At 34.1% G+C, this 26,066-nt stretch carries 22 protein-coding genes and 1 tRNA gene; 10 read left to right on the top strand and 13 right to left on the bottom strand.

Features of this window, described 5'->3' with window-relative positions; genetic code table 11:
• Positions 1-162: 162 nt before the first annotated feature.
• Both ROY99_05985 and ROY99_05980 read right to left on the bottom strand, forming a co-directional pair.
• Entirely contained in the window at positions 163-498 is a 336-nt protein-coding gene (locus ROY99_05985) for a hypothetical protein (GenBank protein MDT3695924.1), read from the bottom strand.
• A 58-nt stretch (positions 499-556) separates the two neighbouring features.
• Positions 557-629 (bottom strand) — tRNA-Arg (locus ROY99_05980).
• 310 nt (positions 630-939) lie between these two features.
• Here ROY99_05980 and sufB point away from each other — a divergent pair.
• The 10 genes from sufB to ROY99_05930 all read left to right on the top strand — a co-directional run bounded on the left by sufB (position 940) and on the right by ROY99_05930 (position 8,854).
• Complete coding sequence (gene sufB, locus ROY99_05975) at positions 940-2,388, top strand: Fe-S cluster assembly protein SufB (GenBank protein MDT3695923.1); 1,449 nt, start codon at positions 940-942, stop codon at positions 2,386-2,388.
• A 98-nt stretch (positions 2,389-2,486) separates the two neighbouring features.
• Entirely contained in the window at positions 2,487-3,254 is a 768-nt protein-coding gene (gene sufC, locus ROY99_05970) for a Fe-S cluster assembly ATPase SufC (protein MDT3695922.1), read from the top strand.
• Between the two features lie 45 nt (positions 3,255-3,299).
• A complete protein-coding gene (gene sufD / locus ROY99_05965; GenBank protein ID MDT3695921.1) occupies positions 3,300-4,616 on the top strand; it encodes a Fe-S cluster assembly protein SufD in 1,317 nt (438 codons plus the stop codon).
• 52 nt (positions 4,617-4,668) lie between these two features.
• Positions 4,669-5,886 carry a cysteine desulfurase gene (locus ROY99_05960; protein ID MDT3695920.1) on the top strand — a complete coding sequence of 406 codons (1,218 nt, stop codon included), beginning with the start codon at positions 4,669-4,671 and terminating at the stop codon, positions 5,884-5,886.
• The gene (locus tag ROY99_05955) at positions 5,886-6,344 is read left to right on the top strand and encodes an SUF system NifU family Fe-S cluster assembly protein (protein ID MDT3695919.1); all 459 of its coding nucleotides are present in this window, start codon (positions 5,886-5,888) and stop codon (positions 6,342-6,344) included. Before ROY99_05960 ends, ROY99_05955 begins: the two co-directional genes overlap by 1 nt.
• Before the next feature lie 91 nt (positions 6,345-6,435).
• Positions 6,436-6,759, top strand: a complete 324-nt coding sequence (locus ROY99_05950) for an iron-sulfur cluster assembly protein (GenBank protein ID MDT3695918.1) — start codon at positions 6,436-6,438, stop codon at positions 6,757-6,759.
• A gap of 58 nt (positions 6,760-6,817) precedes the next feature.
• Positions 6,818-7,351, top strand: a complete 534-nt coding sequence (locus tag ROY99_05945; protein ID MDT3695917.1) for a BrxA/BrxB family bacilliredoxin — start codon at positions 6,818-6,820, stop codon at positions 7,349-7,351.
• A gap of 90 nt (positions 7,352-7,441) precedes the next feature.
• The gene (locus ROY99_05940; GenBank protein MDT3695916.1) at positions 7,442-7,921 is read left to right on the top strand and encodes an Rrf2 family transcriptional regulator; all 480 of its coding nucleotides are present in this window, start codon (positions 7,442-7,444) and stop codon (positions 7,919-7,921) included.
• 287 nt (positions 7,922-8,208) lie between these two features.
• Positions 8,209-8,523 (top strand): nucleotidyltransferase domain-containing protein, encoded by a 315-nt coding sequence (locus ROY99_05935; GenBank protein ID MDT3695915.1) that lies wholly within the window; start codon positions 8,209-8,211, stop codon positions 8,521-8,523.
• Positions 8,495-8,854 carry a DUF86 domain-containing protein gene (locus tag ROY99_05930; protein ID MDT3695914.1) on the top strand — a complete coding sequence of 120 codons (360 nt, stop codon included), beginning with the start codon at positions 8,495-8,497 and terminating at the stop codon, positions 8,852-8,854. The genes ROY99_05935 and ROY99_05930 overlap by 29 nt, the downstream gene beginning before the upstream one ends.
• A gap of 5 nt (positions 8,855-8,859) precedes the next feature.
• Here ROY99_05930 and menC read toward each other — a convergent pair whose 3' ends face one another.
• The 11 genes from menC to ROY99_05875 form a co-directional block, all read right to left on the bottom strand.
• Complete coding sequence (gene menC / locus ROY99_05925; protein MDT3695913.1) at positions 8,860-9,969, bottom strand: o-succinylbenzoate synthase; 1,110 nt, start codon at positions 9,967-9,969, stop codon at positions 8,860-8,862.
• A 109-nt stretch (positions 9,970-10,078) separates the two neighbouring features.
• A complete protein-coding gene (locus tag ROY99_05920; GenBank protein MDT3695912.1) occupies positions 10,079-11,587 on the bottom strand; it encodes a serine hydrolase in 1,509 nt (502 codons plus the stop codon).
• A 186-nt stretch (positions 11,588-11,773) separates the two neighbouring features.
• Positions 11,774-12,784 carry a D-cysteine desulfhydrase family protein gene (locus tag ROY99_05915; protein MDT3695911.1) on the bottom strand — a complete coding sequence of 337 codons (1,011 nt, stop codon included), beginning with the start codon at positions 12,782-12,784 and terminating at the stop codon, positions 11,774-11,776.
• A gap of 5 nt (positions 12,785-12,789) precedes the next feature.
• The gene (locus ROY99_05910) at positions 12,790-13,929 is read right to left on the bottom strand and encodes a saccharopine dehydrogenase C-terminal domain-containing protein (protein MDT3695910.1); all 1,140 of its coding nucleotides are present in this window, start codon (positions 13,927-13,929) and stop codon (positions 12,790-12,792) included.
• A gap of 214 nt (positions 13,930-14,143) precedes the next feature.
• A complete protein-coding gene (locus ROY99_05905) occupies positions 14,144-15,637 on the bottom strand; it encodes a M14 family zinc carboxypeptidase (GenBank protein ID MDT3695909.1) in 1,494 nt (497 codons plus the stop codon).
• Positions 15,634-17,694 (bottom strand): Type 1 glutamine amidotransferase-like domain-containing protein, encoded by a 2,061-nt coding sequence (locus ROY99_05900; protein MDT3695908.1) that lies wholly within the window; start codon positions 17,692-17,694, stop codon positions 15,634-15,636. The genes ROY99_05905 and ROY99_05900 overlap by 4 nt, the downstream gene beginning before the upstream one ends.
• Before the next feature lie 6 nt (positions 17,695-17,700).
• On the bottom strand, positions 17,701-18,918 hold the full coding sequence (locus tag ROY99_05895; protein ID MDT3695907.1) for a hypothetical protein: 1,218 nt from the start codon (positions 18,916-18,918) through the stop codon (positions 17,701-17,703).
• A gap of 1 nt (position 18,919) precedes the next feature.
• Positions 18,920-19,915, bottom strand: coding sequence for a PorV/PorQ family protein (locus tag ROY99_05890; protein MDT3695906.1), 996 nt, complete (start codon positions 19,913-19,915; stop codon positions 18,920-18,922).
• A gap of 19 nt (positions 19,916-19,934) precedes the next feature.
• Positions 19,935-22,679 carry a hypothetical protein gene (locus tag ROY99_05885; GenBank protein MDT3695905.1) on the bottom strand — a complete coding sequence of 915 codons (2,745 nt, stop codon included), beginning with the start codon at positions 22,677-22,679 and terminating at the stop codon, positions 19,935-19,937.
• A gap of 23 nt (positions 22,680-22,702) precedes the next feature.
• Entirely contained in the window at positions 22,703-25,162 is a 2,460-nt protein-coding gene (locus tag ROY99_05880) for a TonB-dependent receptor (protein ID MDT3695904.1), read from the bottom strand.
• Entirely contained in the window at positions 25,159-26,028 is an 870-nt protein-coding gene (locus ROY99_05875) for a MurR/RpiR family transcriptional regulator (protein ID MDT3695903.1), read from the bottom strand. Before ROY99_05875 ends, ROY99_05880 begins: the two co-directional genes overlap by 4 nt.
• Positions 26,029-26,066: the final 38 nt, after the last annotated feature.

Below are 26,066 nucleotides of genomic sequence, written 5' to 3'. Positions count from 1 at the left end.
ATTAGTTTTAAAAAAATATCTGACAAATAATTTTCCTTCAAAAAAATTCTTTGCAATTGGCGAAGAAATCTTTATAAAAGAGTTGATTAGCGCCGGAATGGTATTCACCGATAAATCAAATGAAGTTGATATCTTAATCGTTACTTTAGATAGAACACTTGATTATGAAAAACTGGAAATTGCTGCTAAAGCATTAGAAAATGGAGCAAGATTTTTTGCGGCAAATATCGATGATACTTGTCCGGTTGAAGGCGGTGAAGTTCTTGATGCAGGTTCAACAATTTCTGCACTTGAAAAAAGAACACACAAAAAACTTGAATTGCATTTTGGCAAGCCTTCTGAATTTATGATGCAGGAGATAAGAAATATCCTGAACAATAATCTTAAAAATACTTTGTTGTTGGGCGATAGACTTGAAACAGATATTTTAATGGGAAATAAACTCGGAGTTGATACTGCGCTTGTTTCTACAGGAGTAAGATTGTATCTGAATGGCAATCTTGAAATTGAACCAACTTATAAATTAGAATCTGTTTATGATATTGTTAGCAGCTTGTACCCCCGAGAGGAATCGAACCTCCGACCAAAAGTTTAGGAAACTTCTGCTCTATCCACTGAGCTACGGGGGTGGTTAATGTTATTATTTTTGAAAATTCTATTACGAAAATACATTTTTTAGCTGAATAATTTTTTAAAAACAATGAACTGAATCATTTTCTCAGTTTTTAAGCAGCTGTTTTGTTTACTAATCTGTTAAAAACAAACAGCATCTTTTTATAATACTTTTCAATCTGATTATTTTGATTTAAAATCTATTTTAAGCTCTTCTCTTTACTGTCTTTTTTCAAATCACATCTAAAATATCAATCTTGACTTTTTTGTACAGATTAAATAGGTTTACTGTGCAATAATTAAATATTTTGCATTAACGGAGATTAAATGAGCACAACAGAAACTCAAAAAATTGAAGAATTAGCAAATAAAGAGTATAAATTTGGCTTTGTAACTGATATTGAAACTGATAGTCTGCCAAAGGGTTTGAATGAGGACACAATCCGCCAGCTTTCAGCAAAAAAAAATGAACCTGAATGGATGACTGAAAGAAGGTTAAAAGCTTATCGTCACTGGCTTACAATGGAAGAACCAAAATGGTCAAACGTTACTTTTCCACCAGTTGATTATCAGGATATTTCTTACTATTCAGCACCTAAAAATCAGCCTAAATACAACAGCCTTGATGAAGTTGACCCTGAATTACTTGAGACCTACAAAAAATTAGGAATATCATTAGAAGAACAAAAAGCTTTAGCTGGTGTTGCAGTTGATGCAGTATTTGATTCTGTTTCAGTTGCTACAACATTTAAAGAAAAGCTTAATGAATTAGGAATTATTTTTTGTTCAATGTCCGAAGCAATCAGAGAACATCCTGAGCTGATTCAAAAATATTTGAATAGTGTAGTTCCAATTACTGATAACTATTATGCAGCTTTAAACTCTGCCGTGTTTAGTGATGGCTCATTTGCTTATGTGCCTAAAGGTGTAAGATGTCCAATGGAACTATCAACCTATTTCAGAATTAATGCAGCTAATACCGGACAGTTTGAAAGAACATTAATTGTTGCTGATGAAGGCGCTTATGTTAGTTACCTGGAAGGATGTACTGCTCCGATGAGAGATGAAAATCAGTTACATGCTGCAGTAGTTGAATTGGTGGCTTTTGATAATGCAACAATAAAATATTCAACTGTGCAAAACTGGTACCCCGGAGATAAAGATGGTAAAGGCGGAATTTATAATTTTGTTACCAAGCGTGGTGCCTGTAGAGGGGTTAATTCTAAGATTAGCTGGACTCAGGTTGAAACCGGTTCAGCAATTACCTGGAAATATCCGAGTTGTATTCTTCAAGGTGATAATTCTGTTGGCGAGTTCTATTCTGTAGCTGTTACAAATAATATGCAGCAGGCTGATACTGGTACAAAGATGATTCACATTGGAAAGAATACTAAAAGCACAATTGTATCAAAAGGTATTTCTGCAGGCAGAAGTCAGAATAGCTATCGAGGATTAGTTAAGATTACCAGGAAAGCTGAAAATGCACGTAACTTTTCACAGTGCGACTCTCTATTGCTCGGTGATAAATGCGGTGCACATACATTTCCGTATCTGGAAATTAAAAATCCAACTGCTCAGGTAGAGCACGAAGCAACAACATCAAAAATTGGTGAAGATCAGATATTTTATCTTAACCAAAGAGGTATCTCGACCGAAGATGCAATTAGTTTGATCGTAAACGGATATTGTAAAGAAGTATTTAAAGAACTCCCAATGGAGTTTGCAGTTGAAGCACAGAAATTATTAAGCATTAGTTTAGAAGGCAGTGTTGGATAAATATCAAGGTCACTCATAACTTGACTAAGGATGTCAGTTACACTTCTACTTACTAAGTGTTATGTTAAAAAAGAAATCGAGAATTAAAAGGAAATAAAATGCTGTTAGAAATAAAAAATCTTCACGCCAGGATTGAAGGAAACGAAATATTAAAAGGAATTAACTTAAAAGTAAATGCCGGAGAAGTCCATGCTATTATGGGACCGAATGGTTCGGGTAAATCCACTTTAGCCTCTGTACTTGCTGGCAGAGAAGAATTTGAAGTTACGCAAGGAGAGATCATATATAATGGTAAAAACCTTTTGGAACTTTCACCTGAAGACAGGGCAAGAGAAGGTGTTTTCCTTGCCTTCCAGTATCCGGTTGAAATTCCGGGAGTAAGCAACACAAATCTTTTAAAAACAGCCGTCAATGAAATTCGCAAATACAGAGGTGAACAAGAACTTGATGCAATGGAGTTTTTAACATTGCTTAGAGAAAAAAGCAAGCTTGTCGAACTCGATCAGAAGTTTTTAAGCCGCTCAGTTAATGAGGGATTTTCGGGTGGAGAAAAAAAGAGAAATGAAATTTTTCAAATGGCTGTGTTAAATCCGACTCTTGCTGTTCTTGATGAAACTGATTCTGGTTTAGATATAGATGCTTTAAGAATTGTTGCCAACGGGGTTAACAAGTTAAAACGAAAAGATAATGCTACTATTGTGGTAACGCATTATCAAAGATTGTTGAATTACATTGTCCCTGATTATGTTCATGTTTTATATCAAGGTAAAATTGCGAAATCCGGCGGCAAGGAATTAGCTTTAGAGCTTGAAGAAAAAGGTTACGATTGGATTAAAAACGATAAGGCAGAAGTTATAAATGCGTAATCATTTATTGCTTTGTATTGACATAAAAATATCAGAAATAGAATAATGAAAGAAATTAAAGACATAAACCAATACTTCATCAGACAGTTTGCTGAATTTGAAGAATCACTTAATGGAGAAAAAACTTCAGAGTTCCATCAACTTAGAAAAAATGCTATCAATAATTTTGAAAAGCTTAACTTCCCTACTTTAAAAGATGAGGAATGGAAATACACGGATATCACTTCGTTATTAAATCACAGTTTCTTTTCAGATTATAATAAAACAAAAATATCTCCTAAAGTAATTTCAAAATTCTTATTTGATAAACTTGAGCACAGTTTATTAGTTTTTGTAAATGGCTCGTACTCGCCGGAACTATCAAAACTTACTGACATTCCCAAAGGAGTTGTTGTAGAAAGTATTGCTGAAGCATTAAAAAACAACAACCCAATTGTGAAAAAGCATCTTGGCAGTTACGCAAAAAATGAAGACTTCTTTTTCACAACATTAAGCTCAGCGTTTATTAAGGATGGTGCTTTTGTTTATGTGCCCGATGGAAAAGTTGTTGAAGAGGCAATTCATGTTGTTTTCTACACAAAAGCAGATGATAAAAAAATTATAACACAGCCAAGAAATCTTTTTGTTGCTGGTAAAAATTCTCAGGTTACTATTATTGAACATTATGTTTCAGATGAAGATGATATTTACTTCACAAATGCAGTAACGGAAATAGTAACAGATGAAGGTGCGGTTGTTGATCATACAAAACTTCAGGAAGAAAGCAGTAAAGCTTTTCATATTGCCCGAATGGAAGTTGATCAGGAAAGAAGCAGTAATTTTGCTTCGCATTTAATCTCACTTGGTGCCGCAATATCCCGTAATGATTTTAATGCGCGATTTAATGATGAAGGCGGTGAATGTATGCTTAATGGTTTGTTTATGATCAACAATGAACAGCTTTTCGATGCTCATACAATGATTGATCATGCAAAACCTCATTGTAACAGCTACGAGCACTATAAAGGAATTTTGCAGGATAAAGCTAAAGGAGTGTTTAACGGAAAAGTAATGGTTCGTCAGGATGCACAAAAAACAAATGCTTTTCAGGAAAACAACACAATTCTTTTATCCGATGAAGCGATAATGAATACAAAACCTCAATTAGAAATTTTTGCTGATGATGTTAAATGCTCTCATGGTGCTACAATTGGTAAATTAAATGATGAGGCTAAGTTCTATCTTAAATCGCGCGGGATCGGTGAAGAATCAGCAACTGCGATTTTAATACATGCATTTGCAAGTGATGTAATCACATCAATAAAAATTCCTGCTTTAAGAGATTATCTTGAAGAAATAATCACAAAAAGGTTTAATCAATAGAAAGTCCGTTATGGATATCAAAGTTGATGCTGTTTTTAATATAAATAATAAAATGTACGATGTAGAAAAAATCAGAAATGATTTTCCTATTTTAAAAACAAAAGTACATGGTAAGCCATTAGTATATCTGGATAACGCAGCAACCACACAAAAACCTCTTTATGTAATTGATAAAACAAATAATTACTACAATAAGTATAACGCAAATATTCATCGTGGTGTACATGCATTAAGCCAGGAAGCTACTGAAGAATTTGAAAGTGCAAGAATAATTGTTAAAAACTTTATTAATGCTCTTGGAAAAAATGAAATAATATATACTCGCGGAACTACTGAGTCTATAAATCTTGTCGCATCATCTTATGGAAAGAAAAATATAAAAGAAGGTGATGAAATAATTATTTCCACAATGGAACATCATTCCAATATCGTTCCCTGGCAAATGCTGTGTGCTGAAAAAAAAGCAAAACTCAAAGTCATACCGATAAATGATGAGGGTGAGATTATCTTTGAAGAATATGAAAAGTTAATAAGTGAAAAGACAAAATTTGTTTCAGTTGTTTATGCCTCTAATTCACTCGGAACTGTTAATCCCGTAAAAAAAATAATTGATTTTGCACACTCATATAATATTCCTGTTATGCTTGATGCTGCACAGGCAGTAAATCATCTCAAGATTGATGTTCAGGAACTTGATTGCGATTTCCTTGCTTTTTCAGGGCATAAACTTTATGGACCAACAGGAATCGGAATTTTATACGGTAAGGTAAATCATTTAGATAACATGCCGCCATATCAAGGCGGCGGAGATATGATTTCTAAAGTAACATTTGAAGAAACTACATATAATGAACTGCCTCATAAATTTGAAGCCGGAACACCTGATATCGCTGGTGCTATCGGGCTGGGCGCCGCAATTGAATATGTACAGAAAATCGGACTTGAGAATATAGCTCATTACGAAAATGAACTGCTTAATTATGCAACTAATGCCGTTTCCGATTTACAAGGTTTAAGAATAATCGGAACAGCTAAAGAAAAAATCAGTGTGTTATCATTTCATTTAGAAAATGTTCATCCGCACGATGTTGGTACATTCTTAGATTTTGAAGGTATCGCAATCCGAACTGGACACCATTGCACTCAGCCACTGATGAAAAGATTTAATGTTCCTGCTACCTCACGTGCTTCATTTGGTTTATATAATACAAGAGAAGAAGTTGATGTTCTTGTCCGAGGGCTTACAAAAATTTTAGAGGTTTTCGGATAATGGAACAGGAATTAAGAGAACTCTATCAAGAAGTTATTCTGGATCATAACAAAAGTCCAAGAAATTTTAGAGCAATTGAACATGCAACAAACTTTGCAGAAGGTTATAATCCTCTTTGTGGTGATAATATTAATATTTTCCTGATTGTAAATGATGAGGGAATAATTGAAGATATTTCTTTTCAAGGCTCAGGATGTGCTATATCAAAAGCATCAGCTTCATTGATGACTTCTATATTAAAAGGTAAAACTATTGAAGAAGCAGAAAATGTTTTTGAAAAATTCCATGAATTGGTAACCGATAAGCTTGGTGATAATCCGGATATTGATGACCTAGGAAAATTAGCTGTTTTTGCCGGAGTCAGAGAGTTTCCGGCAAGAGTTAAATGTGCTTCACTTGCATGGCATACTATGATAAGTGCATTGCACAATAAAAATGAAAAAGTGGTAACGGAATAATTTCATTGTTCTGTTGTTTTACTGTTCCTTTGTTAACAGCAATGAAACGATTGAGCAGTGAAACAATAATTTTACGATTATAAGGAAATAAATGATGCATACTATTACAAAACAAGAATTAGAAGAAAAAATAATCCAAACTTTAAAAACCTGCTACGATCCTGAGATTCCTGTTGATATTTTTGAATTAGGATTGATTTATGAGATAGCAATTGATGATGACCATAATGTAAATATAAAGATGACTTTGACTTCACCGATGTGTCCGGTTGCAGGCTCTCTACCGCCCGAGGTTCAGGAGAAAATAAAAACTATTCCGGAAGTTACAAATGCACGGGTTGATGTAGTCTGGAGTCCGCCTTGGGATAAAGATATGATGTCTGAAGTAGCAAAAGTTGAATTAGGTTTTATGTAGAAATAATTCTAATCGGATTTTTATAAAATTTTTATAATACTTAAAAAAAGGAGCACAAATGTTTAATATAAGTTCACGTCCACCAATCTATGATCAGGAAGCAGTTCAGCCGATGCGTGATGAACTACTTGCTGTAGGTTTTGAAGAATTATTAACACCCGAAGATGTTAATAACGCCATAAAGAATAATGAAGGTAAAACTGTTTTGATTTTTATTAATTCTGTTTGCGGATGTGCAGCAGGAAGTGCAAGACCTGGTATCTCTCTTGCTTTACAGAACGATGTTATTCCTGATAAACTCTACACAAGTTTTGCCGGACAAGAGAGAGATGCAGTTGATTATATAAGGGAACAAATAAAAGGATTTCCACCTTCATCACCAAGCATTGCTTTGTTTGAGAATGGAGAGTTAATTCATTTTTTCCCAAGATATGATATTGAAGGATATACTGCTGAGCAAATTGCTGTTAATGTAAAAAGAGTGTTTAATGAAAAATGTTCCGGTAAGGGTCCATCAATCACTCCGGAGCAGTTTTCTCAAGTAATGTATGCAAAACAATGCGGATCAAAAATTCCTTTGTTTAAAGAATAAGTCATTCCGAGTACAGATTAATCGGGCGAAGGAATCCGTTTGATAGATTGCTTCATCTCTTCGTCCTCGCAATGATAATAAGAGTAGAAAATGAAATTTAGTTCACAAGAAGAATATGGTTTAAGACTTTTACTTAGGATCGGGAAAAGTGATTCTGAAAAAGGAATGACTATTCCCGAACTGAGTGAACAGGAAAAACTATCTGAAGCAAACGTGGGAAAAATTTTGCGCCTGCTCAGGCTTGCAGGATTTGTCGAAAGCTCACGCGGACAAACAGGCGGATACAAACTTTCACGCACTCCAAACGATATTCTTGTTGGAGATGTATTAACTGCACTTGGTGGAAAATTATATGAATCTTCTTTTTGTGATCTTCACGCAGGAGTAGAAAATATCTGCACTCATTCAATTGATTGTTCAATCCGCTCTTTATGGAAAACAGTCCAGTCAACTCTTGATAACCTGCTTAGCAAAATTACTCTACAGGATTTGCTTGGTAATGAACAGCAAGTTGAATTGTTTGTAAATAATTTGACCGAAGAATTAGAACACAATATTAATAAAGATTAATATCCCTTTTTCCTAACCGTTACCTTATCCAGCATTTCCATATTAACTTCAACACCGATTCCAGGTTTGGTTGAAACATCCATTGTTCCATCTTTATTAACAACAAATTCCGGTTCAATAATATCTTGTTTGCAGCACTGTTTACTTTATGAAATACCTTCAAGTAAAATATTTTTTTGTATGCAAATTATTACTAAGACAACATCTTTACATATATTTTTACTATATTTTGGTTAAGAGTAATATGAAAACATTTTATAAGTTTTAGTAAACCAAAAAAATTTATTATGACGGTAAACAACATCAGCATACCTGAAGACAAACTTAGGGAAATCTGTAAACGCTTTTTGATTCACGAACTGGCTCTATTCGGTTCTGCTTTACGAGATGATTTTAACGATAAAAGTGATATAGATTTATTAGTTGAGTTTATTCCTGAATCTGGAATCAGTCTTTTTGATATTATTGATATACAGGAAGAGTTTAAAAAACTATTTGGAAGAGAAGTTGACATTGTTTCTAAAAATGCTATCAAAAGAAGTAAAAATGATATTAGAAAGAATATGATTTTAAATAATCATAAGGTTATCTATACCTCGTGATAAATCATCTTTAATTGATATTCTGAACGCTTGTAATAGCATTGCAAAATTTATTAACAATAAAACAAAGGACAGTTTTTATTCTGATGAGATACTCCAGGAAGCAGTAATTAGAAAAATTGAGATTATAGGTGAAGCTTCTAACAGAATCTCCGAAGACTTAAAAAATAATTATCCTGAATTGCCATGGAAGAAAATGAAGGCTATTAGAAATATCTTAATACATATGTATGATGAATTAGATCTTGATATTATCTGGGATACTGCTATTCGTGATATTCCTGATGTTAAATTAAAGATTGAAAAAATAATACTTCATATAAACGAATAATTCTGCTAATATATATTTTCTTTTTTCTTAACCGTTACCTTTTCCAGTATTTCCATATTAACTTCAACACCGATTCCAGGTTTGGTTGAAACATCCATTGTTCCATCTTTATTAACAAGAAATTCCGGTTCAACAATATCTTCTTTGTAATAACGTTTACTTGCAGAAATATCTCCCGGCAAAGTAAAGTTAGGCAATGAAGCAAGAGCAACATTTCCTGCTCGCCCAATTCCACTTTCTAACATTCCTCCACACCAAACAGGAATATTTTTATCCGCACAATAATCGTGTATAAGTTTTGATTCAGTAAATCCTCCAACACGACCTGGTTTTATATTTATTACTCTGCAGCTGTCAAGTTCGATTGCTGCGCGTGTATCATCAAGCGAATGGATGCTTTCATCCAAACAAATTGGAGTTTTAAGATCTTTCTGAAGTTTTGAATGATCATAAATATCTTCATATCCAAGCGGCTGTTCGATCAATAGCAAATTGTAATCATCCATTTTTTTAAACAGATCTATATCTTTCAATTCGTAAGCAGAGTTTGCATCAATCTGAAATAAAATATCCGGGAATTCCTTTCTTACAGCTTTTACATATTGAATATCATTTCCTGGAGCGATTTTTATTTTAATTCTTTTATAACCTTCAGCAAGATAACCATCAATCTTTTTTATAAGATCAGGAACTGAAGATTGAATTCCGATGCTTACACCAACATCAACTTTATCTCTAACTCCACCCAACATTTTTGAAAGGGAAATGTTTTTTGATTTAGCGAACAAATCCCACAAAGCTGCTTCAAGTCCTGCTTTCGCCATTCTGTGTCCGCGTACTTTTTCATAAGATTTAATTGCTTCATCTATACCAGAAATATTTTTACCAAGAATAGATGGGATTAAAAAGTCCTGAAGAATATGCCACGCTGTTGTAACCGTTTCATAAGAGTAAAATGGAGTTCCTTCGGCAACACTTTCTCCCCAACCAGTTAATCCTTCTCCATCAACACGAACAATAATATGTTCTTCATCGTACTCAGTTCCCATTGATGTTGTGAAAGGTGAAACGAGTTCCATTTTTATATGATGCAGTTCTATTTTTTCAATTTTCATTTTTTATCTTTCAATTAAATAGCACACAGATTAAACTGATTGAACAGATCAGAACAGATATAATCATTTACAATTTGTTAAGCAGTCTTTTTATTCATTTAATATTTTTTTACAAGTCACCAATTTCTTTTATTACTCTTTGCCATAGTTCATTTCCATTTTCACTGTTAGTCATAATTACAATTCCGCTTCCATCTTTTGGACTGAACTGAGAGTAGCATCTGAATCCGGTCTGATTAGCTCCGCTATGATAAATCACGTCACCGGTTATTGTTGAATCAATTGCCCAACCCAAACCGCGATATGCAAATAATCCAAAATTTCTACCAGGTCTATCAATAACTTCACGAGTATCAACACGAACTTGATGTGTTAACATTTCATCAATAAAGTTTTTAGTTAAAAAATATTCTGCGGTACCACCATTTGTTTTTAATATTTCTAAAATAATCTTTGAGTATTCAGCAGATGTGGTGTAAAGTGTATAAGCAGCATTACTGTGAAGATATCTTTTCCTTTCATTGCACTTACCTTCAGCATTGTGCCCTGTTGCTATTTGCTTATCATATTTTTCTTTCCACACAAAACTTGTTGAGTTTAATCCTATCTTATCAAATAGATTTTCTTTAGCATAATTTTCTAAAGATTGATTTGTAATTTTTTCCAATACGCGCTGTAAATAATAAATCCCTTCACCTGAATAATTAAATCTTGTTCCCGGTTTAAAATACAAAGGGACCGGCGGAGTTCGCTCTTCATCCCCTTTTCTCCAGTTAGGCATACCGCTTGTATGTGCTAAAATCATTCTGGCTGTAATTTGATTTGAATAATCATCGTCATCACTAACAAATAATTCCGGAAGATAATTGAATAGTGGTCTATCCAAATCAATAATACTCTTTTCAACCAAATATAAAATCAACAATGCAAAAACCGGTTTACTCATTGAGCAGGCTTCAAACATTGTATTTTCATCAACCTGCTTTCCGGTATTTACATCAGCTACACCAAACGATTTTGAATAAGCAATTTTGTTTTTTTGAATTATACAGATTGACACTCCTGGAACATTTAATTTGCTCATTAATTCTGGAGTTAATCTTTCGATAATATTTATTTTGTCTGAATAATCCGGAATTATGTTTAGTGAGTTCTTATTAATTTTGGAAAGCGCGATATATGCTGCCCATCTTACATCATAATCCTCATCAAACAAAAGTTTTTGTAGTGATGAAATTGAATATAAAGCATCAGACTTATATTTTGATAAAGTTAAAGCAGAGCACCAGCGAATATTCGGATTTTGATCTTTCAATGCTTCAATGAGAAACGGAATTGATTGTTTCCCGTTGGGTGCAATTTTCTCTAATACTATTGAAGAACACCAACGAACATTTTCATTACTATCCTGCAAAGCCAATATTAAATCATCAACAGCCGGCTCACCAATTTTTACAAGCTCATTGATCGCCACTCCATTGATCCAGGGATCTTTATCGTTGAATTGAATGATCAGTGATTTTACTTTTTCTTTGTCTATGTCTTTTACATCTTGTGAAAATGAAAATGATAAAGTAATAACGAAAAATAAAATAATTAAAGAGGTCTGTTTTGTCATTTTTAAATATTCTTTTATTTTCTATTAATAGCCAGGACCTTTAGGTAGCGGTAAAAGAAAAAAGTATAATAGCTTCACAGCCAAATAACTAGAACAATTTTGGCTAGAGCCAAGCAATTAGTTTTATAGAGCACACGACTTAAGAGTCGTGGTAATTAAACAAAGATTACAAAATATTCTAAACTCTTATTTATAAATCTTTTTACAATTTATTGTATTACTTAAATCATTTTCAAAGGAAAAAATAATCGGCATTCCGCCTGTATGTATAAATACTACAGGAATATTTTTATCAATAATATTTTTTTTCGTCAGATCAATCAATGCTGCCATCACTTTACCTGTATAAATCGGATCAAGTAAAATTCCTTCAAGATTAGCAGCATCATTAATTGCTTGTCTTCCTGTTTCAGTAATAATTCCATATTCGCCATGAAATTCGTCATAACATTCAATTGAAATTTGATCATCTAAATTAAAATTTATCAACTCAGCACTTTCTTGTAATAGTTCTGCAGTTCTTTTTTTGATTGCTTCAGAAGTTCTTGAAACACTAACACCAATAACTCTTGCTTCAGGAAGAAAAATCTTTGTACCTAAAATCGTCCCGGCAAAAGTTCCACAAGAGCCAACTCCTAAAATAATCTGCACATTACTATATTTACATTGATAAGATAGTTCTTCCATAGCTTTAACATAACCAAGAGCGCCAAGTCCGGTACTGCCGCCAATTGGAATTACAAAAGGTTTTCTGCCAGCAATTAAAAGCTCATCAGACCATCTTTTCATTTCACTTTCCAGACTTGTATTTGCATCATCATCAACTAAATATCTAATTTCCGCATTGCATAAAACATCAAGAAGGAAGTTTCCTTTTGCAATTTCAAAATCTGCTCCGCCAAGTATAAGTTTAACATCAAGTCCAAGTTTACGTGCAGCCGCCGCGGTCATTCTTGCGTGATTGGATTGAATTCCTCCTGCTGTCAGAACAACATCATAACCGCCGTTAACAATTTCTGCAAAATCATATTCGAGTTTTCTAGCTTTATTTCCTCCGCCGGCAAGCCCTGTTAAATCATCCCGTTTAATAAAAAGTTTTGATAAACCAATTTTAACTGCTAATCGTTTGGCTTCATCTAAAGGAGTTGGATAATTAGCAAGTTTTATTATTGGAGTTTTATTAAGTGAATGATTCAATTTTATTAACCAATATTTTCTATTATTTGATTATAGATTACTCCACGATTTTTCAATTCTTTCAATATAAAATCAACACAACCGTGATTTTGTCCGATATATTCTGGCGGACAAATTCCTTTTTGATCAAACAGACCTTTTGCCAACATCCTTACGATGCTTGTTGCTGTGTAACCTGTTGTTCTCGCCATTGAGTGAACATTTGTTTTCTTATCGTGTCTATCCAGCAGATTATAAATATAGCGGATTTTTTTCGTTTCCTTTTCTCCTTCTATAACAATTCGCATCACTGTAAATTCCTCATCACCTGCTTTTAATTCCCAAAGTGGAAATAAAAGTTTTGATGTGAAATCAACAGGTTTAATTTTTACTCCTTTAACTTCAATTTCCTGCTGATTAAAAAAACCACTTTCACGAAGAACTTTAATTTTATCAATATGCCCCGGATAGCGAAGGGTTTTTTCTTTCATATTGGGAGCATTTAATGTTTGAGCCAATGTACGCAAACCGTCACTGTTAAAAGCTTCAAGTGTTCCGACTTCATCAAAATAAATCAGCTCTGCATCAGAAAGTGCTGGACGAACAACAAGCTTACCGTTTTCAACATATCTGGCTGGTCGAGTATATTCTTCGATAACATCGATTGGTGAAAATCCTGCTTTATATTCATAAGGATATTCGCGCACAACAGGCAAGCCGCCGACATAAATCAGAATAGTTTCTGTAACATCTAAAATTGAATTGACATAACCCGAAAGAAGATTGCTCATGCCCGGTGCAACCCCGCAATCTACAATTGCTGTTACATCATTTTGTTTTGCAAGCTTATCAAGAGTAAACGGATCTTCCGGAAAGAAAGCAATATCTACAACATTTTTTTTAGCTTTAATAATTTCTTTGAGCAATCTGAAGCCAATGAAGCCCGGAGCTGCACTTAATACAATGTCATTATTTTTTATTAATGACTTTAGATTTTTGGGATCTGAAAAATCCTTGCGGATTTTTTTTATTGGAAGATGCCTGGGAATTTTATCCAGATTCTTCTGACTTATATCTGCAACAGTAACGTTGAATGATTTTTCATTTGCAAGATCTATCGCCATCGGACAACCAATTAAACCCGAGCCTAAAACAATTACATTCATTTTTCTTCTCCTAATAATTTTTTTTACAAAACAGCTCCGTTAAATATTAAGAAAAAAAAATATTATAGCCCGCTGAAACGATTGATATATTTAATCGAGTATGTACAAATAATTCTCATTCAAAAACTATAGATTACTTAAACACTCAACAATTACTTTCTTAGTTTCTCAGATTGTTTCGCTTTATAAATCACTCGCAATAATATACATTTTTTTAATCCACTACTCTTAGAATTGGATAATTTGCACCACTTTTTAACAGATCTTCAAATTGCTTATAAGCTGCCAAACCAAGCTGTGATTTTGGTTCAAGAGCAATAACGATCATGTTATTTCGCAATTGATTGACGGGAATAAAAATATAGTCGGTTGGATTAATCTGATTTGTAATATCAGTATTCATCACTCCGGGATTAACGACCATATCACCTTCAAAATCAATTGAGTCAATACCGGTAATAAAGTATTGTTCAATTTTATCTTCTACAGATTTGTTGTAACCGAGATATTTCAATTCATGTCTGTCAGCCCAATCTATTATTTCTTTTAAACTTTTCGGAATCAAATATCCTTTTGGTCTTTCAACATCATAAAGCGATCTAACAACTGATCTGAAATCTTTAACAGTAATAACTGTATCATTCCCAGTGCTGTAAGAAACAAGATCTAATTTAAGTTCAGTTCCATCGGAAAAATGATTGAGCTGGATCGCAACAGGTCTATCAATTTTATTCTCTTCAAGTTTTTCTCTTTCAGCAGCAACAAGTTTCTTTATTTCATCTTTATTATCATAACTGAACTTAAGCAGTCCAATCATTCCTGTCATTTGTCCTTTTGCACGATGTTCAATATTATCAGTACTGCTATTCTCGCCGTTCAATCCTTCCTGAATTAACGAAAATGTATTCTGGATTCCAAAACTCTGCCTGCCATCGTTTATATCAAACGTACTGTAACGCAGATACTCACTTCCTGAGGAACCGCCTGGTAAATAATGAAATGCAGAATAGCCATTTTGGGAGATAAAATTAAATACAAACGGCAGATATTTTTCGTATGAAAGCTTTCTCAGTTTTTCAGAAATATTAATGTTGGTCATTGCACCGATTGTTTCATCATAGTTTTCGCGATAACCAAACTTTCTGGATGATTTACCAAACGGCCAATATTCGTGAACATCCATTGTTACTTCAAATAAATATTTGTTAAACAGTCTATGCAGTCCAATAACTTCCGGCTCAGTAAGAATCAAATGATTCCTGTTAAGATCCATCTCATTTCCGTTTCGTCTTTTATCCTTTTCAGAACCATCAGGATTCATTTGCGGGACTAATGCAAAATCTATTCTGTCAAACAAGTAATGGTTTTCAGCTTTGAGCAGTTCATTTATCAATAACAAAGAGCCTTCTTTACCAGATTGCTCATCGCCATGCTGTTGTGCAAATATTAAAACTTTGATTTTTGATTTATCCTTACCGAACTCATCTTTAGAAAAACAAACTACATAAAGCTCTCTGCCTTCGGGTGACTTTGTCAGAACTTCAGCTTTAATCAATTCTGATCTATCATCGGCTTCTTTTATAAATTCAGCAAGTTCTGTGTGAGTAGTGAGCTTTTTATATTCTGACTTTTGGAGTGGAGTTAAAACTTCCTGAGAAAAGTTATGGCAGCTAACAAGCAGAAGAGATAAGAATAGAAGTTTTTTCATTTTAACAATACCATTGATTTAGTTACAGAATAATCTTGAGTTGATAAGCGATAGAAATAAACACCGCTTGAAAATTTAGAATTCGTGTTGAAGGTTGAAGAATGAAATCCTGATTCATAATAATCATCAATCAGTGTAATTATTTCTCTTCCGAGTGAATCAAATATTTTAAGAGTTACTTTATCAGGCTTAGTTAAATTCCAGCTTATAGTAGTTTTGGGATTGAACGGATTCGGATAATTCTGATTCAATTCAAATCCTTCAGGAGTTAGCTGAGATATATTTTCATTTTCAATATTCGTAATAAAATCAAATTTACCAGTCTCAAGCAGGTAATTGATATTTGAATAATTTGTTAAAGAGATTCTTAAATTATTCAGTGCAGCTATCTGTCTTGGTCCTATGCTTCCGCTTGCCCGGTAAGTTGAAGAATCAACTTTTGTAGTACCTCTTGCATCAACAATTATAAATGGAATCTGAACATTTCCACTGATCGAGTTGCTTGTTGAAGATGATTTGATATCAATCTTATCATTTCCATTTGAATAAATTCCGATTCGTTTTCTGTTACGCATCAATCCCCATAAAACAGAGCTTGTCCGGTTTTCATAAAAATCCGGGTTATCATAAATCAGCGGTTGATAAATCAACTCGGGAAAGATAAATAACCCTACATTTATGGTCATCTTTCCGCGGTAAGACGCATACATATCAGTATCAGTATTTCCAATATAAAAATGCCCGGCTGCTTTACTGCTGTTGCCAAAGAAGAAAACGGGAGTATTATTTGTGAGCTGATTATAGAATGCAGCATTAACTACTCCACCAGGCTGATTAAGATAGCTCAGCACATTCAGTGAATCGCCTGCAAATATAAAACAGGTTGATTCATTTATTTTTACTGCTTCAGAGGCATCATTAAGGTTAGCGGTAGTAATGTTCAGAACATTATAATCAAAATTATTTGCACTTAGGTAATCTGTAATTATAGATGATGAATTGCTAAAACCCGGATGAGTAATAAGTAAAACTTTTTCACTGTTCACTTCGCTTAAAAATATGGCAAGATTATTAAGATGAGATGAAATATTGCTGCTACCTGTTAATGAAATATTTGTCTGCGAATAGAACCATGGATAATTAATATCAACATCTTTTGCTGAAACCGGAATGAAAGCTATCTGATTATTTACAAGGTCATACTTCCATCCTTTAGTAAGTATGTGACAGAATAAATTTTCAATTGTGTATTTACCCGAATTGTAATCTGAGTATTGAGTAAGATTATCTTTATAATAAAATGAAACTGCACCGCTGCCCATTACTTCGCCTACTCCATCGGGAGAAATACAAATTGCTGTTCTGTCATCTATACCAGCACCGATTAAATCTCTATTTGAATTAAAATGCTGGTTGTAAAGCATTGCTATCAATCTGCCTTGTCTTCCTCTTTCTGTAAAATGTGTATCGAACAAAACGTTAGGAACAAAATTCAGGAAATTACTTTCAAACTTCATTCTGCTGTAAAACGGGTTAAGCAAAGCTTCATCAGAATAAGCTGAGCCGTTTTGTCCGCTGAAATCAACATCGCCAAGAACAGCCGCGCCGGCACTTGTGCCCGCAATTACTCCGCCATTATTAAATACAAATTGAATTGCTGAATCAGTTTTTGTCCCTTTCCACATTCTTACATAATCCCATTGATCACCACCGCGGATAAAAACAGCTTTGGCATTAACTATCTCATCATAAGTCTCCTGAAGATTTGCAACTGTTTTAGATGGGATGGTTTTGTTGTAAGCAGTGTCTGCACCAAGAGACATAAAATATGTCGGAAGCCATGTGGTAACGCCTGCATCCGCACCAAGAATAATAATTTTACCGCTGTCCGATTTTTCAACTACCCAGCCATACGGTGCATCGCTCCAATTATTATAATCTTCAGAGCCGCCGCCAACAGCACAAATATAACCCTGAGCAAAAAGACTAAAATCAAGATTAAGCGTGAAGATACAGATTAGAATGGCAATGCAGTATGTTTTTATCAGTGATTTCACAGCTGATCAATTAATTGAAAACTTACTTTTTATCTGAGGATAAATATCTTTATCAATCCATTCATAAAATTCTTTTGCTTCGTTGCTGTCAAATTTTGTTTTTTCCCAGTGTGATATTTTTTCCTCAGCTTTGTTTAATACTTTTTCTTCTATTGCAGTCAGCTTCTGCTTAATGCCTGTATTGTTTTTATTCATCAATGCAGAAAGATTCAGATAATTTTCTTTTGCATCGTTTTGTTCAGATACAACTTTATTCTTTAAACTCAATGCAAGATCACATAATGGAGCATTTCCTGTTTCATCAGCAATTAAAATTTTTGGAAGCGAGCCATCATTGGTTAGCCAAACAGGAATAGCAACTGATGTAAGCGGAAAGCCAAGAATAGACCACATAGTTGTAAGTGATGGATCTTGATTATTTTTAACTCCCTGAACAACAATCGCAGAAGTGGTTGAGTATCTGGGAATGTAATCCCTGAAAAAAACATACTTATTATCCGATTCATCCGGAAGATTTTTTGAAAGATCAGTTTCTGTTAATGAATGGATCAAACATCTTGGAACATCATTTATTAAAAACCTAAAATTAATCTTCCCATTTTTAATTTTATTTGAGAATAAATCAGATGCGGTTTTGTATCTGATATAACCATAGCCTTTATTTTCTTTTCCCGCGAATGAATAATTGGTTCTAATCAAATAACCATTGGGTGCAACTGCTGGATCATTAGCATCATATTTAATGAATGTAAAATTATTTACTTCGTAATATGCTGCTCCTCCTTCAGCATCAATAACGCCAAAGTTTGCTTCAACACCAAGCGGTTTAGGAAGTGTATCAAGAAGCGCTTCAAAATCTGATAAAGTCTTACAGCCAGCAAGTGCAAGCTTCATAATCTTTCCTTCAAGATCAGATATTTTTGTTGTATCATTTATCTTAAGGTTGTATGATGCTGAATTCATAATACCAAATCCGGCTTCGTTAAATCCACTCCATACTTCATTATTTTCTTTGTCAGCTGAATTAACTAATCCGATAAATCTGATTTTACCATCAAAGAAATAAACCAATCTGTTCTGTAAAAAATCAGAATCCCGGTTTTTAAGTAAAAGCGGTCTTCCATCATCAGTAGCTTTGCCTGACACAACAGCAGTTGTACAGGGTTTTGAGATACTGAATGGCAGCAGTAAAACAAAAAGACAAATAAATATTTTACAATTCATTTTAGAAACTTACGTTTAACGAGATACGATGTACACTTGGTAAAATATTATAAACAGAATATGCATAATCAAAAAATACAGCTGAACTTCCTAAGGGAACATTGGCACCGGCACCAAATGAAAAATCCTGGTCATCATAATTATATTTATATCCGGCACGTACATAGAACCTGTCATAAAAAGAAAATTCAGTTCCGAAGTGTGCCCTTTCAGCATTATCATTTGGATGAGTTACATCAATTGCACCGCGCATTTTTACAAAATCGTATTCAAATACATCAAAGCCAATACCTACCTGAAAACCTAACGGTAATGGAAATTCTTCTGTATTCAATCTGCTTGGTACCAATCTGCTTAAAGGGAAGTCATTATCTTTACGATAAATAAAATCAAGATCAGGTCCATCAAACTTCATATCTGCACCAAAGTTAGTCATACACATAGCAATAGTAAGATTTTGAAAATCCAGCCTGTATTGAGTACCAATATCAAATGCAAATCCCGAAGCTGATTCGTTCCAAATCTGTTGATTGATATACTTTATCGTAATACCGACATTAAATCTATCAGTTAGATATCTTGCATAAGAGATTCCAAAAGCAAGATCACCCGCATCAAAAAATCTTCCGGTTCCGTTAGGATTTTCTTCAGTTGTTATCTCCATTTCATCGGTAGTAAAAAGAACCATACTTGCACCAAATGTTCCTAAATCTCCGGCATTATATACTATTGATGCAGCATTAAAATCAAAAAGATCAAACCAGTTCATATAAGAAAAGTGAGCCTGAACATTATTTACTTTTACAATACCTGCCGGATTCCAGAAAACAGCAGATGCATCATCAGCAAGCCCAACAACAGCACCGCCCATAGCTTCTGTACGTGCGCTAACGGGTATTTGTAAAAATTGTGCTCCTGCAGTACCAAGATTCGGATTCTGGGCATAAATTTCTCCGAAGCTGATAACAAATAAAACTAATATTAATAATTTCTTCATTTTATACTCCTGCTTCAGATTATTTTATAATTGCAAATCGTTCTTTGAATTCAGTGTCTTTAGTCTTAACAACATAAATATACATCCCTGCTGAAAGTTCTCTTCCGCCTTCTGTACGTAAATCCCATGCTTCTGTACCGGTGCCAGAATTATGATAAATAGTTTTTATAAGATCAGCATCAACAGTAAAAATATAGATAGTACATTCAGGTGGAAGATTAATAAACTGAATCTGACGTAAAGGCTCTCTTCTTAACTCACCAAACTCCGGCTCCCATAAAGATGATACAACATAAGGGTTTGGAACAACTTTAATTTTGCTGATCTCACTTTTCATCTGCTGATAATCAACCTTTGAACCTGCAATTTTAAAAGCATAAGAATCTTTTATACTTAGAACTACAGGTTTAACTGTTTCAACCGAAAACTTATTGCCTGCTGATGGAGGTGAACCAGATGGAAACACAATTTTGCCTTCAATTCCGTCAAACGTAAATGTATCGCCGCTGAAAAGTGTATCGAGTGAAATGCTTGTTCCTGAAACAGAAAGTAAAACAAAACCATTGTTGTTAATCTTTCCACTCGCTTCAACAGATGCTATATACACAGTATTCTTAACTAAAGATTCATCTACTACTTCAAAAGTCATATCAACATTATCAGTTCCGCCTACTCTTGAGATACTCTGAATAATATCAGGCGGCGTTATTTGAAGTGAAACGCCATCAGTTGAAGTTATAACCTGATCAATCTGATAAGATCTTTTATCTATAACAGTCTGATTATTATTCCTTATTGTACTCAGAGAAAAGTTTATTGTTATAATATCGCCAGCCTGTGGTCTGAATTCAGCCGGGGTACCAACAGAATCCACCATAATAACTCTTAATCCATGACCAGTTATTGTAAGACTTCTTCCGCCATATTGATATGGATAATTTTCTCTAATAATTTCATCAAGTGTAACATTCCTAAGATCAAAACTAGTTTCCGAAGTAAATTCAATTGCATATTTATATGGTTTTGTTGCTGCTGTATCAGTAATAGTAACTGTAACATTCGTTTTGAGATCACCAAACTCAATACGCGGGACAAATTCAAATGTTGTTTTGTATTGATTGCCAGCAAGTGATTCATCATCAATTGAAGAAGCATTAAGGATAAAATTAGTACTACCTGTATTTAAATTAACTACATCAATCGGAGTTACAGGCGTTCTGCCAATAGCTTCAGAGCGCGGAATAGCAGATACTGTATTAACTGCAGCAAGTGTGTTTCCTATTGGACTTTCAAGGCTTTCAAATAAATTACTGCCCTTGTCGTATGCTGTAATTGAATACCAATATTCGAAACCGTTGGTTACATTTGTATCAACAAAAGAATATTGTAAACCTGTGTTTGCTCCGACTGAATTTTTCAGGTCAAACGAAGCAATTCTATTCCAGGTTAAACCTCTGTTTGTGCTTTTATATAATCTGTATCCTTCAAAATCATAACCAGAAAACTTGTCAATAGATTTTTCTGCCGAATCATCCCAGTAAAGTGTAACTTTAAAATCTCCATCAACAGAAGATAAATTTGGACGGCTAGGGGGTTTTGCCAAATCAAATTGGTTATTCATTGCAAACTGTGCGGTGTTAGCTGATTGTATCAGTTCATCGTAAGTTTCACCGGCAACTATAGCTGTATAAAACACTAATGTATCACCTGGATTTAATGTATAAGGTCCAGAAGACATATGTGCAAGTATATCCATTCCGGAAGCAGGTATTAAAGAAGGATTATCAAAATGGATATTATTGGGATCAGTAACGTGAAAATATTTTCCACCAACAGGTGAATTATAAAGACTTCTGCTTGAGGACATAAATCCATATTGAATTGTATCTTTATCAGCAATCTCATCATCATTAAAAAGCATGTAGTGGAAATCTGTTAATCCAAGCTCAGTTCCATTAACCTCCGGAGTTTTCAAGAACATAATTCCGAAAAATCCTGTTTTACCATCAGGCCATTCATTTGAAAGTCCGTCATCATAAAAATATATCAGATTCTTTTCCTTAATAAAATCTACTTTATCATCAGCATATTCCGGATCGCCGCCGCTTATATTTCCTACATCAATATCATTATGAAGTCCGAAGTAAAGGTCATTATAACTATTTTGACTAGTATTAGTTATTTCATATTTAAAGAAAAGCATATTTTTTGCAAAGTTAGAACCATACGCATAACCAATTTGTGCCATTTGTATTCCAAGAATATTTACTGTATTACCGCTATCATTATAGACACAATAACTATCCTGATCAGATAATACAACATCATTTCCATTTCCATCCTTAACGGGCCATCCAAACTGCGGATGCCATGAATTTGGATCATCACTAAATGCTATTCTTGCAGTATCACTGTTGTGATAACCATAGGCTGCTTCCCATTCTTCATTGGTTGTAAATCTTCCCTGTATAACATTACCGGGAATTCCAACGTACTGATTAATTCTATATATATAATGTTTACCGCTGTTTATCGGAAATTCACCGGAAGGTCCTTGAGTGATTCTTCTGGGGTAAAGCTTGCCGCGGTTTTCAAAAAACAAACCGACATTGCTTGCATTGTGTACACCCCCTGCTCTATCCTGAATCCTTAATATCTTGCTTAAAGGTTCTTTATCCTCAAAGCTTTTTTTATCACTTTGTGATAAGAGATTAATCTGCATCAACAGAAGCAGTGGAAATAACAAATAAAAAACTTTCTTCATCTTAAAACCTTAAGTTTGAATTTTTAATTAAACCTTAATGTAAAACCTAATCTGATTGATCTCGGTGGTCCGAAATTAGAAGGATCCTGCATATATTCTTTTGAATAGCCTCCTACATAGGTAAAACTTGGATCGCCGGTATCGCCATATACATATAAAATATTTCTATGATCAGTCAGATTAAGAATTTCTGCAAACAATCTTAATCTTAAACTATTTGAGAACTCAATTTCTTTCCCGATCATCAAATCAATATTATAAAGACCCGGCTGACGTAATGAATTCTTTTCAACAAATCCGATATCTCTGCCCGATGGAGTATATGGTGCTCCTGAACTTGCTTTAAAAATTAGACTGAAATCCATGTTCTCGAATACAGGAGTATCAAATATCATCGGGCCATCGTCTTTAGGAATGGTGTATGTTCCGCTTGCATTAAAAACATGTGTGCGATCAAAATCAAGATAATATAATTGTGTTGATTCTTCTGTACCAGGATATTGTTCTGTTTCTGATGAAGCACTGCCCTTTGCAATTGAATAGGTATATGTAAGTCCGCCAGAAAAATATCTGTTTGGTCTTACATCAACAGTCAGCTCAAATCCTCTTATGTTTGCATAATCTTCATTAACATAAAGTGTATAACCGGTATATCTTCCATCAACAAACGGAAAGTAATATCTGGTGCCAATCAAACCGGTAATATCCCTGTAATAAGCAGTCAGATTCATTGCAACATTATCTGAGAACTGATGTGATAGTCCTACTTCATACGAGATTGTTCTTTGTGCATCAAGATTCGGCTGACCAAATAACGGCTCCCTTACATTAAGATCATACTGGCTATTTTCAAACAAGTATTCAAAATCCGGATTCTGGAAAAAGTGTCCGTAAGAAAAATGCAGTTTGGTTCTGTCAGATATCGGATGTGCAATTCCAAATCTTGGTGATATTTGTGATCTGGATTTAACAGTAACCATAGAATTAGGATCTAAAGGATTACTTCTGAATTTTACATTAGAATTCAGATAATCAAACCGCAATCCAATATTAATAACAAGATACGGAAGCTCGATTTTATCCTGAATATAAGCAGCACCTTCAAACGGCTGAGTATGGTAATCATTTAAATAAGGAAAATTTCTCTTGGGATCATAAACATAAAATAATTTTAACCAGTGTTTCTTAAATGCTGCTCCAAACTTTACTTCATTCATTGATCCCATTTGCCATACTGCATCAGCTTTAAAATCTGCTGTTCCAGAGCGGCTGTCATACAATTCCGGCGGATCAGACCGTTTATAAAATTCAAATCCGGTACCGTATTCTTCAAAGTACTCAGTATCGTTTGAAGCAAGGTAATCTGCTGTATCCTTATCAATTCCGGAATAATATCCCTGATTGAAATAAGAAATTTTTACATCATAAAACAAATTGTTTGCAATAGTATGAGTCAGCCCTAATGTACTCTGCCAACTATCTGTTCTTTTGCGAAGATATTGCTCAGGGATATATTTATATGAATGACTGTAATTTTGTCTTTTACCAACACTGCCGCGGTTAGATAGCGAGATTTTTACAAATGGAATTGCATTGGTAGTAAGTTTGCTAAAAAAGGATTTTGTATCATTATAACCAAATGGAAGATAGCTTCCGCGTTTATCAAGCTCGCCAGAAAGGAAAAAATTAAATTCAGGTGAAACAATAGGTCCGCTTATACTTCCATTGATTCTGTTTTCGTGCAATGAAGTGTAACGATCAACACCAAACTCGCTTGTTCTTGCTTCCAGTTTAGCGGAGAATTTATCTGATCCATCGCGGGTTACAATGTTAACAACTCCGCTTAGTGCATTTCCATATTCAGCATTGAAAGTACCGCTTAGTAAACTCATCTCCTGTATAGCATCATTATTAATATCGGTTGCAAGCCCGCCAAGCAGCGGATCAACTACTATTGTTCCGTCAATCATATAAGCAACTTCATTAGATCTGCCGCCGCGAACGTGTAAATTTGAACCACTACCAGTAACACCCGCCTGTAAAGAAAGCAATTCTGTAAAAGTGGAAACCGGCAGTGCATCAATTTCTTCTCTGGTTATTACAGAAATACTGCCCGTAACATCTTTTTGAATAAGCGGAGTTCTTGCAGTAACAACGATCTCATCAACCTGTATGGTTTGGGGATTCAGCTCTACCTGAAGAAGTGTTGTTTGATCAACCACAATTACTATATTCTGCATAGCAATTGTTTCATAACCAATAAAACTGAATTTAACATTATATCTGCCCGGAGAAATATTAAGTATGACATATTCACCATTAAGGTTTGTAGCCGCACCGAAATTTGTGCCTTCGATGATGACATTCGCTCCAACTAAAGGTTCCCCTGTTTGAGCATCTTTAATTGTACCTGCTAACTTGCCGGTTGTACCTGCATAGATAAAAAACGGAAGCAGCAGAATTAAGGATATAATTTTTTTCATTGTTTACTCTCAATAATTACTTGGTCTTGATTAATCATTATTTCCTGGGATTCTTTTAAAATTCGTTTAGCTCTTTGTCTGTCTTTAATTGCGCAGGCAGTTGCTAAAGCATTAATCAAAACAGAAATTGCGGCAAAAGAATTTGTGAACAGCATATTTTCACTTTTTACCAAAAGATTTGCTTTGCTGAAAAAAGTAACCGGTGCAGCAGGCTGATTAGTAACAGCAATTACATCAATTTTTCTCTCTTGTGCAAATTTAGCTGCTTCAATTGTTTCTTTTGAATAAGGCGGAAATGAAAAAACCATTAACAGATCATTAGGATTTAGAAATAAAATATTTTCATTAAATACTGTGTGTGTGTGATTAAGAATACTTGAACTAACCCCAACCTGAGTAAGTTGATAAGCAAGTATTTCTGCCAGAAGATATGATATTCCTAACCCGGCTGTAAACACTCTCTCTGATTTAAGTATTCTGTCAATTACATAATCGAAAGTTTTTCGTTCAATAAGATTAAGTGTATCGTTAATGTTTTTTATATCAAGATTTGCAACCTCTGTCAAAAGGTCTTCTTTTATTTTATGCTTTTCAATAAGAGGAAATATTTGTTTATTACTAAGTTCTTTTCGCAGTGAGCCGGTGATCTCATCTCTTAATTCATTAAATCCTTTAAAACCAGCGCGCTGAGAAAACCTGACAATAGATGCAACACTTGTACCTGTTGCACAAGATAAATCCTGAACATTAAGAAAAGGGATTTTGTCAAAGTTATTAATAAAGTAATCAGCAATCTTACGATGATTTTTGGGTAGCGAATTGTATTTGCTGACTATCTGCTCTTTTATTTCTTTGTATCGATCCATTCAAAAATAATTTAATGCAGTACTGATTATTACTCAGT

The organism is Ignavibacterium sp., from assembly GCA_032027145.1.
In the GTDB taxonomy this organism is placed as follows: domain Bacteria; phylum Bacteroidota; class Ignavibacteria; order Ignavibacteriales; family Ignavibacteriaceae; genus IGN3.
This window is presented reverse-complemented; position numbering and strand designations above follow the sequence as displayed.

What these genes read in the sequence shown, in the direction of transcription:
- sufD (MDT3695921.1), top strand. Translation starts at nt 3,300, where the DNA reads ATGAAAGAAATTAAAGACATAAACCAATACTTCATCAGACAGTTTGCT.
- sufB (MDT3695923.1), top strand. Translation starts at nt 940, where the DNA reads ATGAGCACAACAGAAACTCAAAAAATTGAAGAATTAGCAAATAAAGAG.
- ROY99_05935 (MDT3695915.1), top strand. Translation starts at nt 8,209, where the DNA reads ATGACGGTAAACAACATCAGCATACCTGAAGACAAACTTAGGGAAATC.
- ROY99_05890 (MDT3695906.1), bottom strand. Translation starts at nt 19,915, where the DNA reads ATGAAGAAATTATTAATATTAGTTTTATTTGTTATCAGCTTCGGAGAA.
- ROY99_05885 (MDT3695905.1), bottom strand. Translation starts at nt 22,679, where the DNA reads ATGAAGAAAGTTTTTTATTTGTTATTTCCACTGCTTCTGTTGATGCAG.
- ROY99_05940 (MDT3695916.1), top strand. Translation starts at nt 7,442, where the DNA reads ATGAAATTTAGTTCACAAGAAGAATATGGTTTAAGACTTTTACTTAGG.
- ROY99_05875 (MDT3695903.1), bottom strand. Translation starts at nt 26,028, where the DNA reads ATGGATCGATACAAAGAAATAAAAGAGCAGATAGTCAGCAAATACAAT.
- ROY99_05945 (MDT3695917.1), top strand. Translation starts at nt 6,818, where the DNA reads ATGTTTAATATAAGTTCACGTCCACCAATCTATGATCAGGAAGCAGTT.
- sufC (MDT3695922.1), top strand. Translation starts at nt 2,487, where the DNA reads ATGCTGTTAGAAATAAAAAATCTTCACGCCAGGATTGAAGGAAACGAA.
- ROY99_05895 (MDT3695907.1), bottom strand. Translation starts at nt 18,918, where the DNA reads ATGAATTGTAAAATATTTATTTGTCTTTTTGTTTTACTGCTGCCATTC.
- ROY99_05950 (MDT3695918.1), top strand. Translation starts at nt 6,436, where the DNA reads ATGATGCATACTATTACAAAACAAGAATTAGAAGAAAAAATAATCCAA.
- ROY99_05880 (MDT3695904.1), bottom strand. Translation starts at nt 25,162, where the DNA reads ATGAAAAAAATTATATCCTTAATTCTGCTGCTTCCGTTTTTTATCTAT.
- ROY99_05960 (MDT3695920.1), top strand. Translation starts at nt 4,669, where the DNA reads ATGTACGATGTAGAAAAAATCAGAAATGATTTTCCTATTTTAAAAACA.
- ROY99_05955 (MDT3695919.1), top strand. Translation starts at nt 5,886, where the DNA reads ATGGAACAGGAATTAAGAGAACTCTATCAAGAAGTTATTCTGGATCAT.
- ROY99_05905 (MDT3695909.1), bottom strand. Translation starts at nt 15,637, where the DNA reads ATGAAAAAACTTCTATTCTTATCTCTTCTGCTTGTTAGCTGCCATAAC.
- ROY99_05920 (MDT3695912.1), bottom strand. Translation starts at nt 11,587, where the DNA reads ATGACAAAACAGACCTCTTTAATTATTTTATTTTTCGTTATTACTTTA.
- menC (MDT3695913.1), bottom strand. Translation starts at nt 9,969, where the DNA reads ATGAAAATTGAAAAAATAGAACTGCATCATATAAAAATGGAACTCGTT.
- ROY99_05910 (MDT3695910.1), bottom strand. Translation starts at nt 13,929, where the DNA reads ATGAATGTAATTGTTTTAGGCTCGGGTTTAATTGGTTGTCCGATGGCG.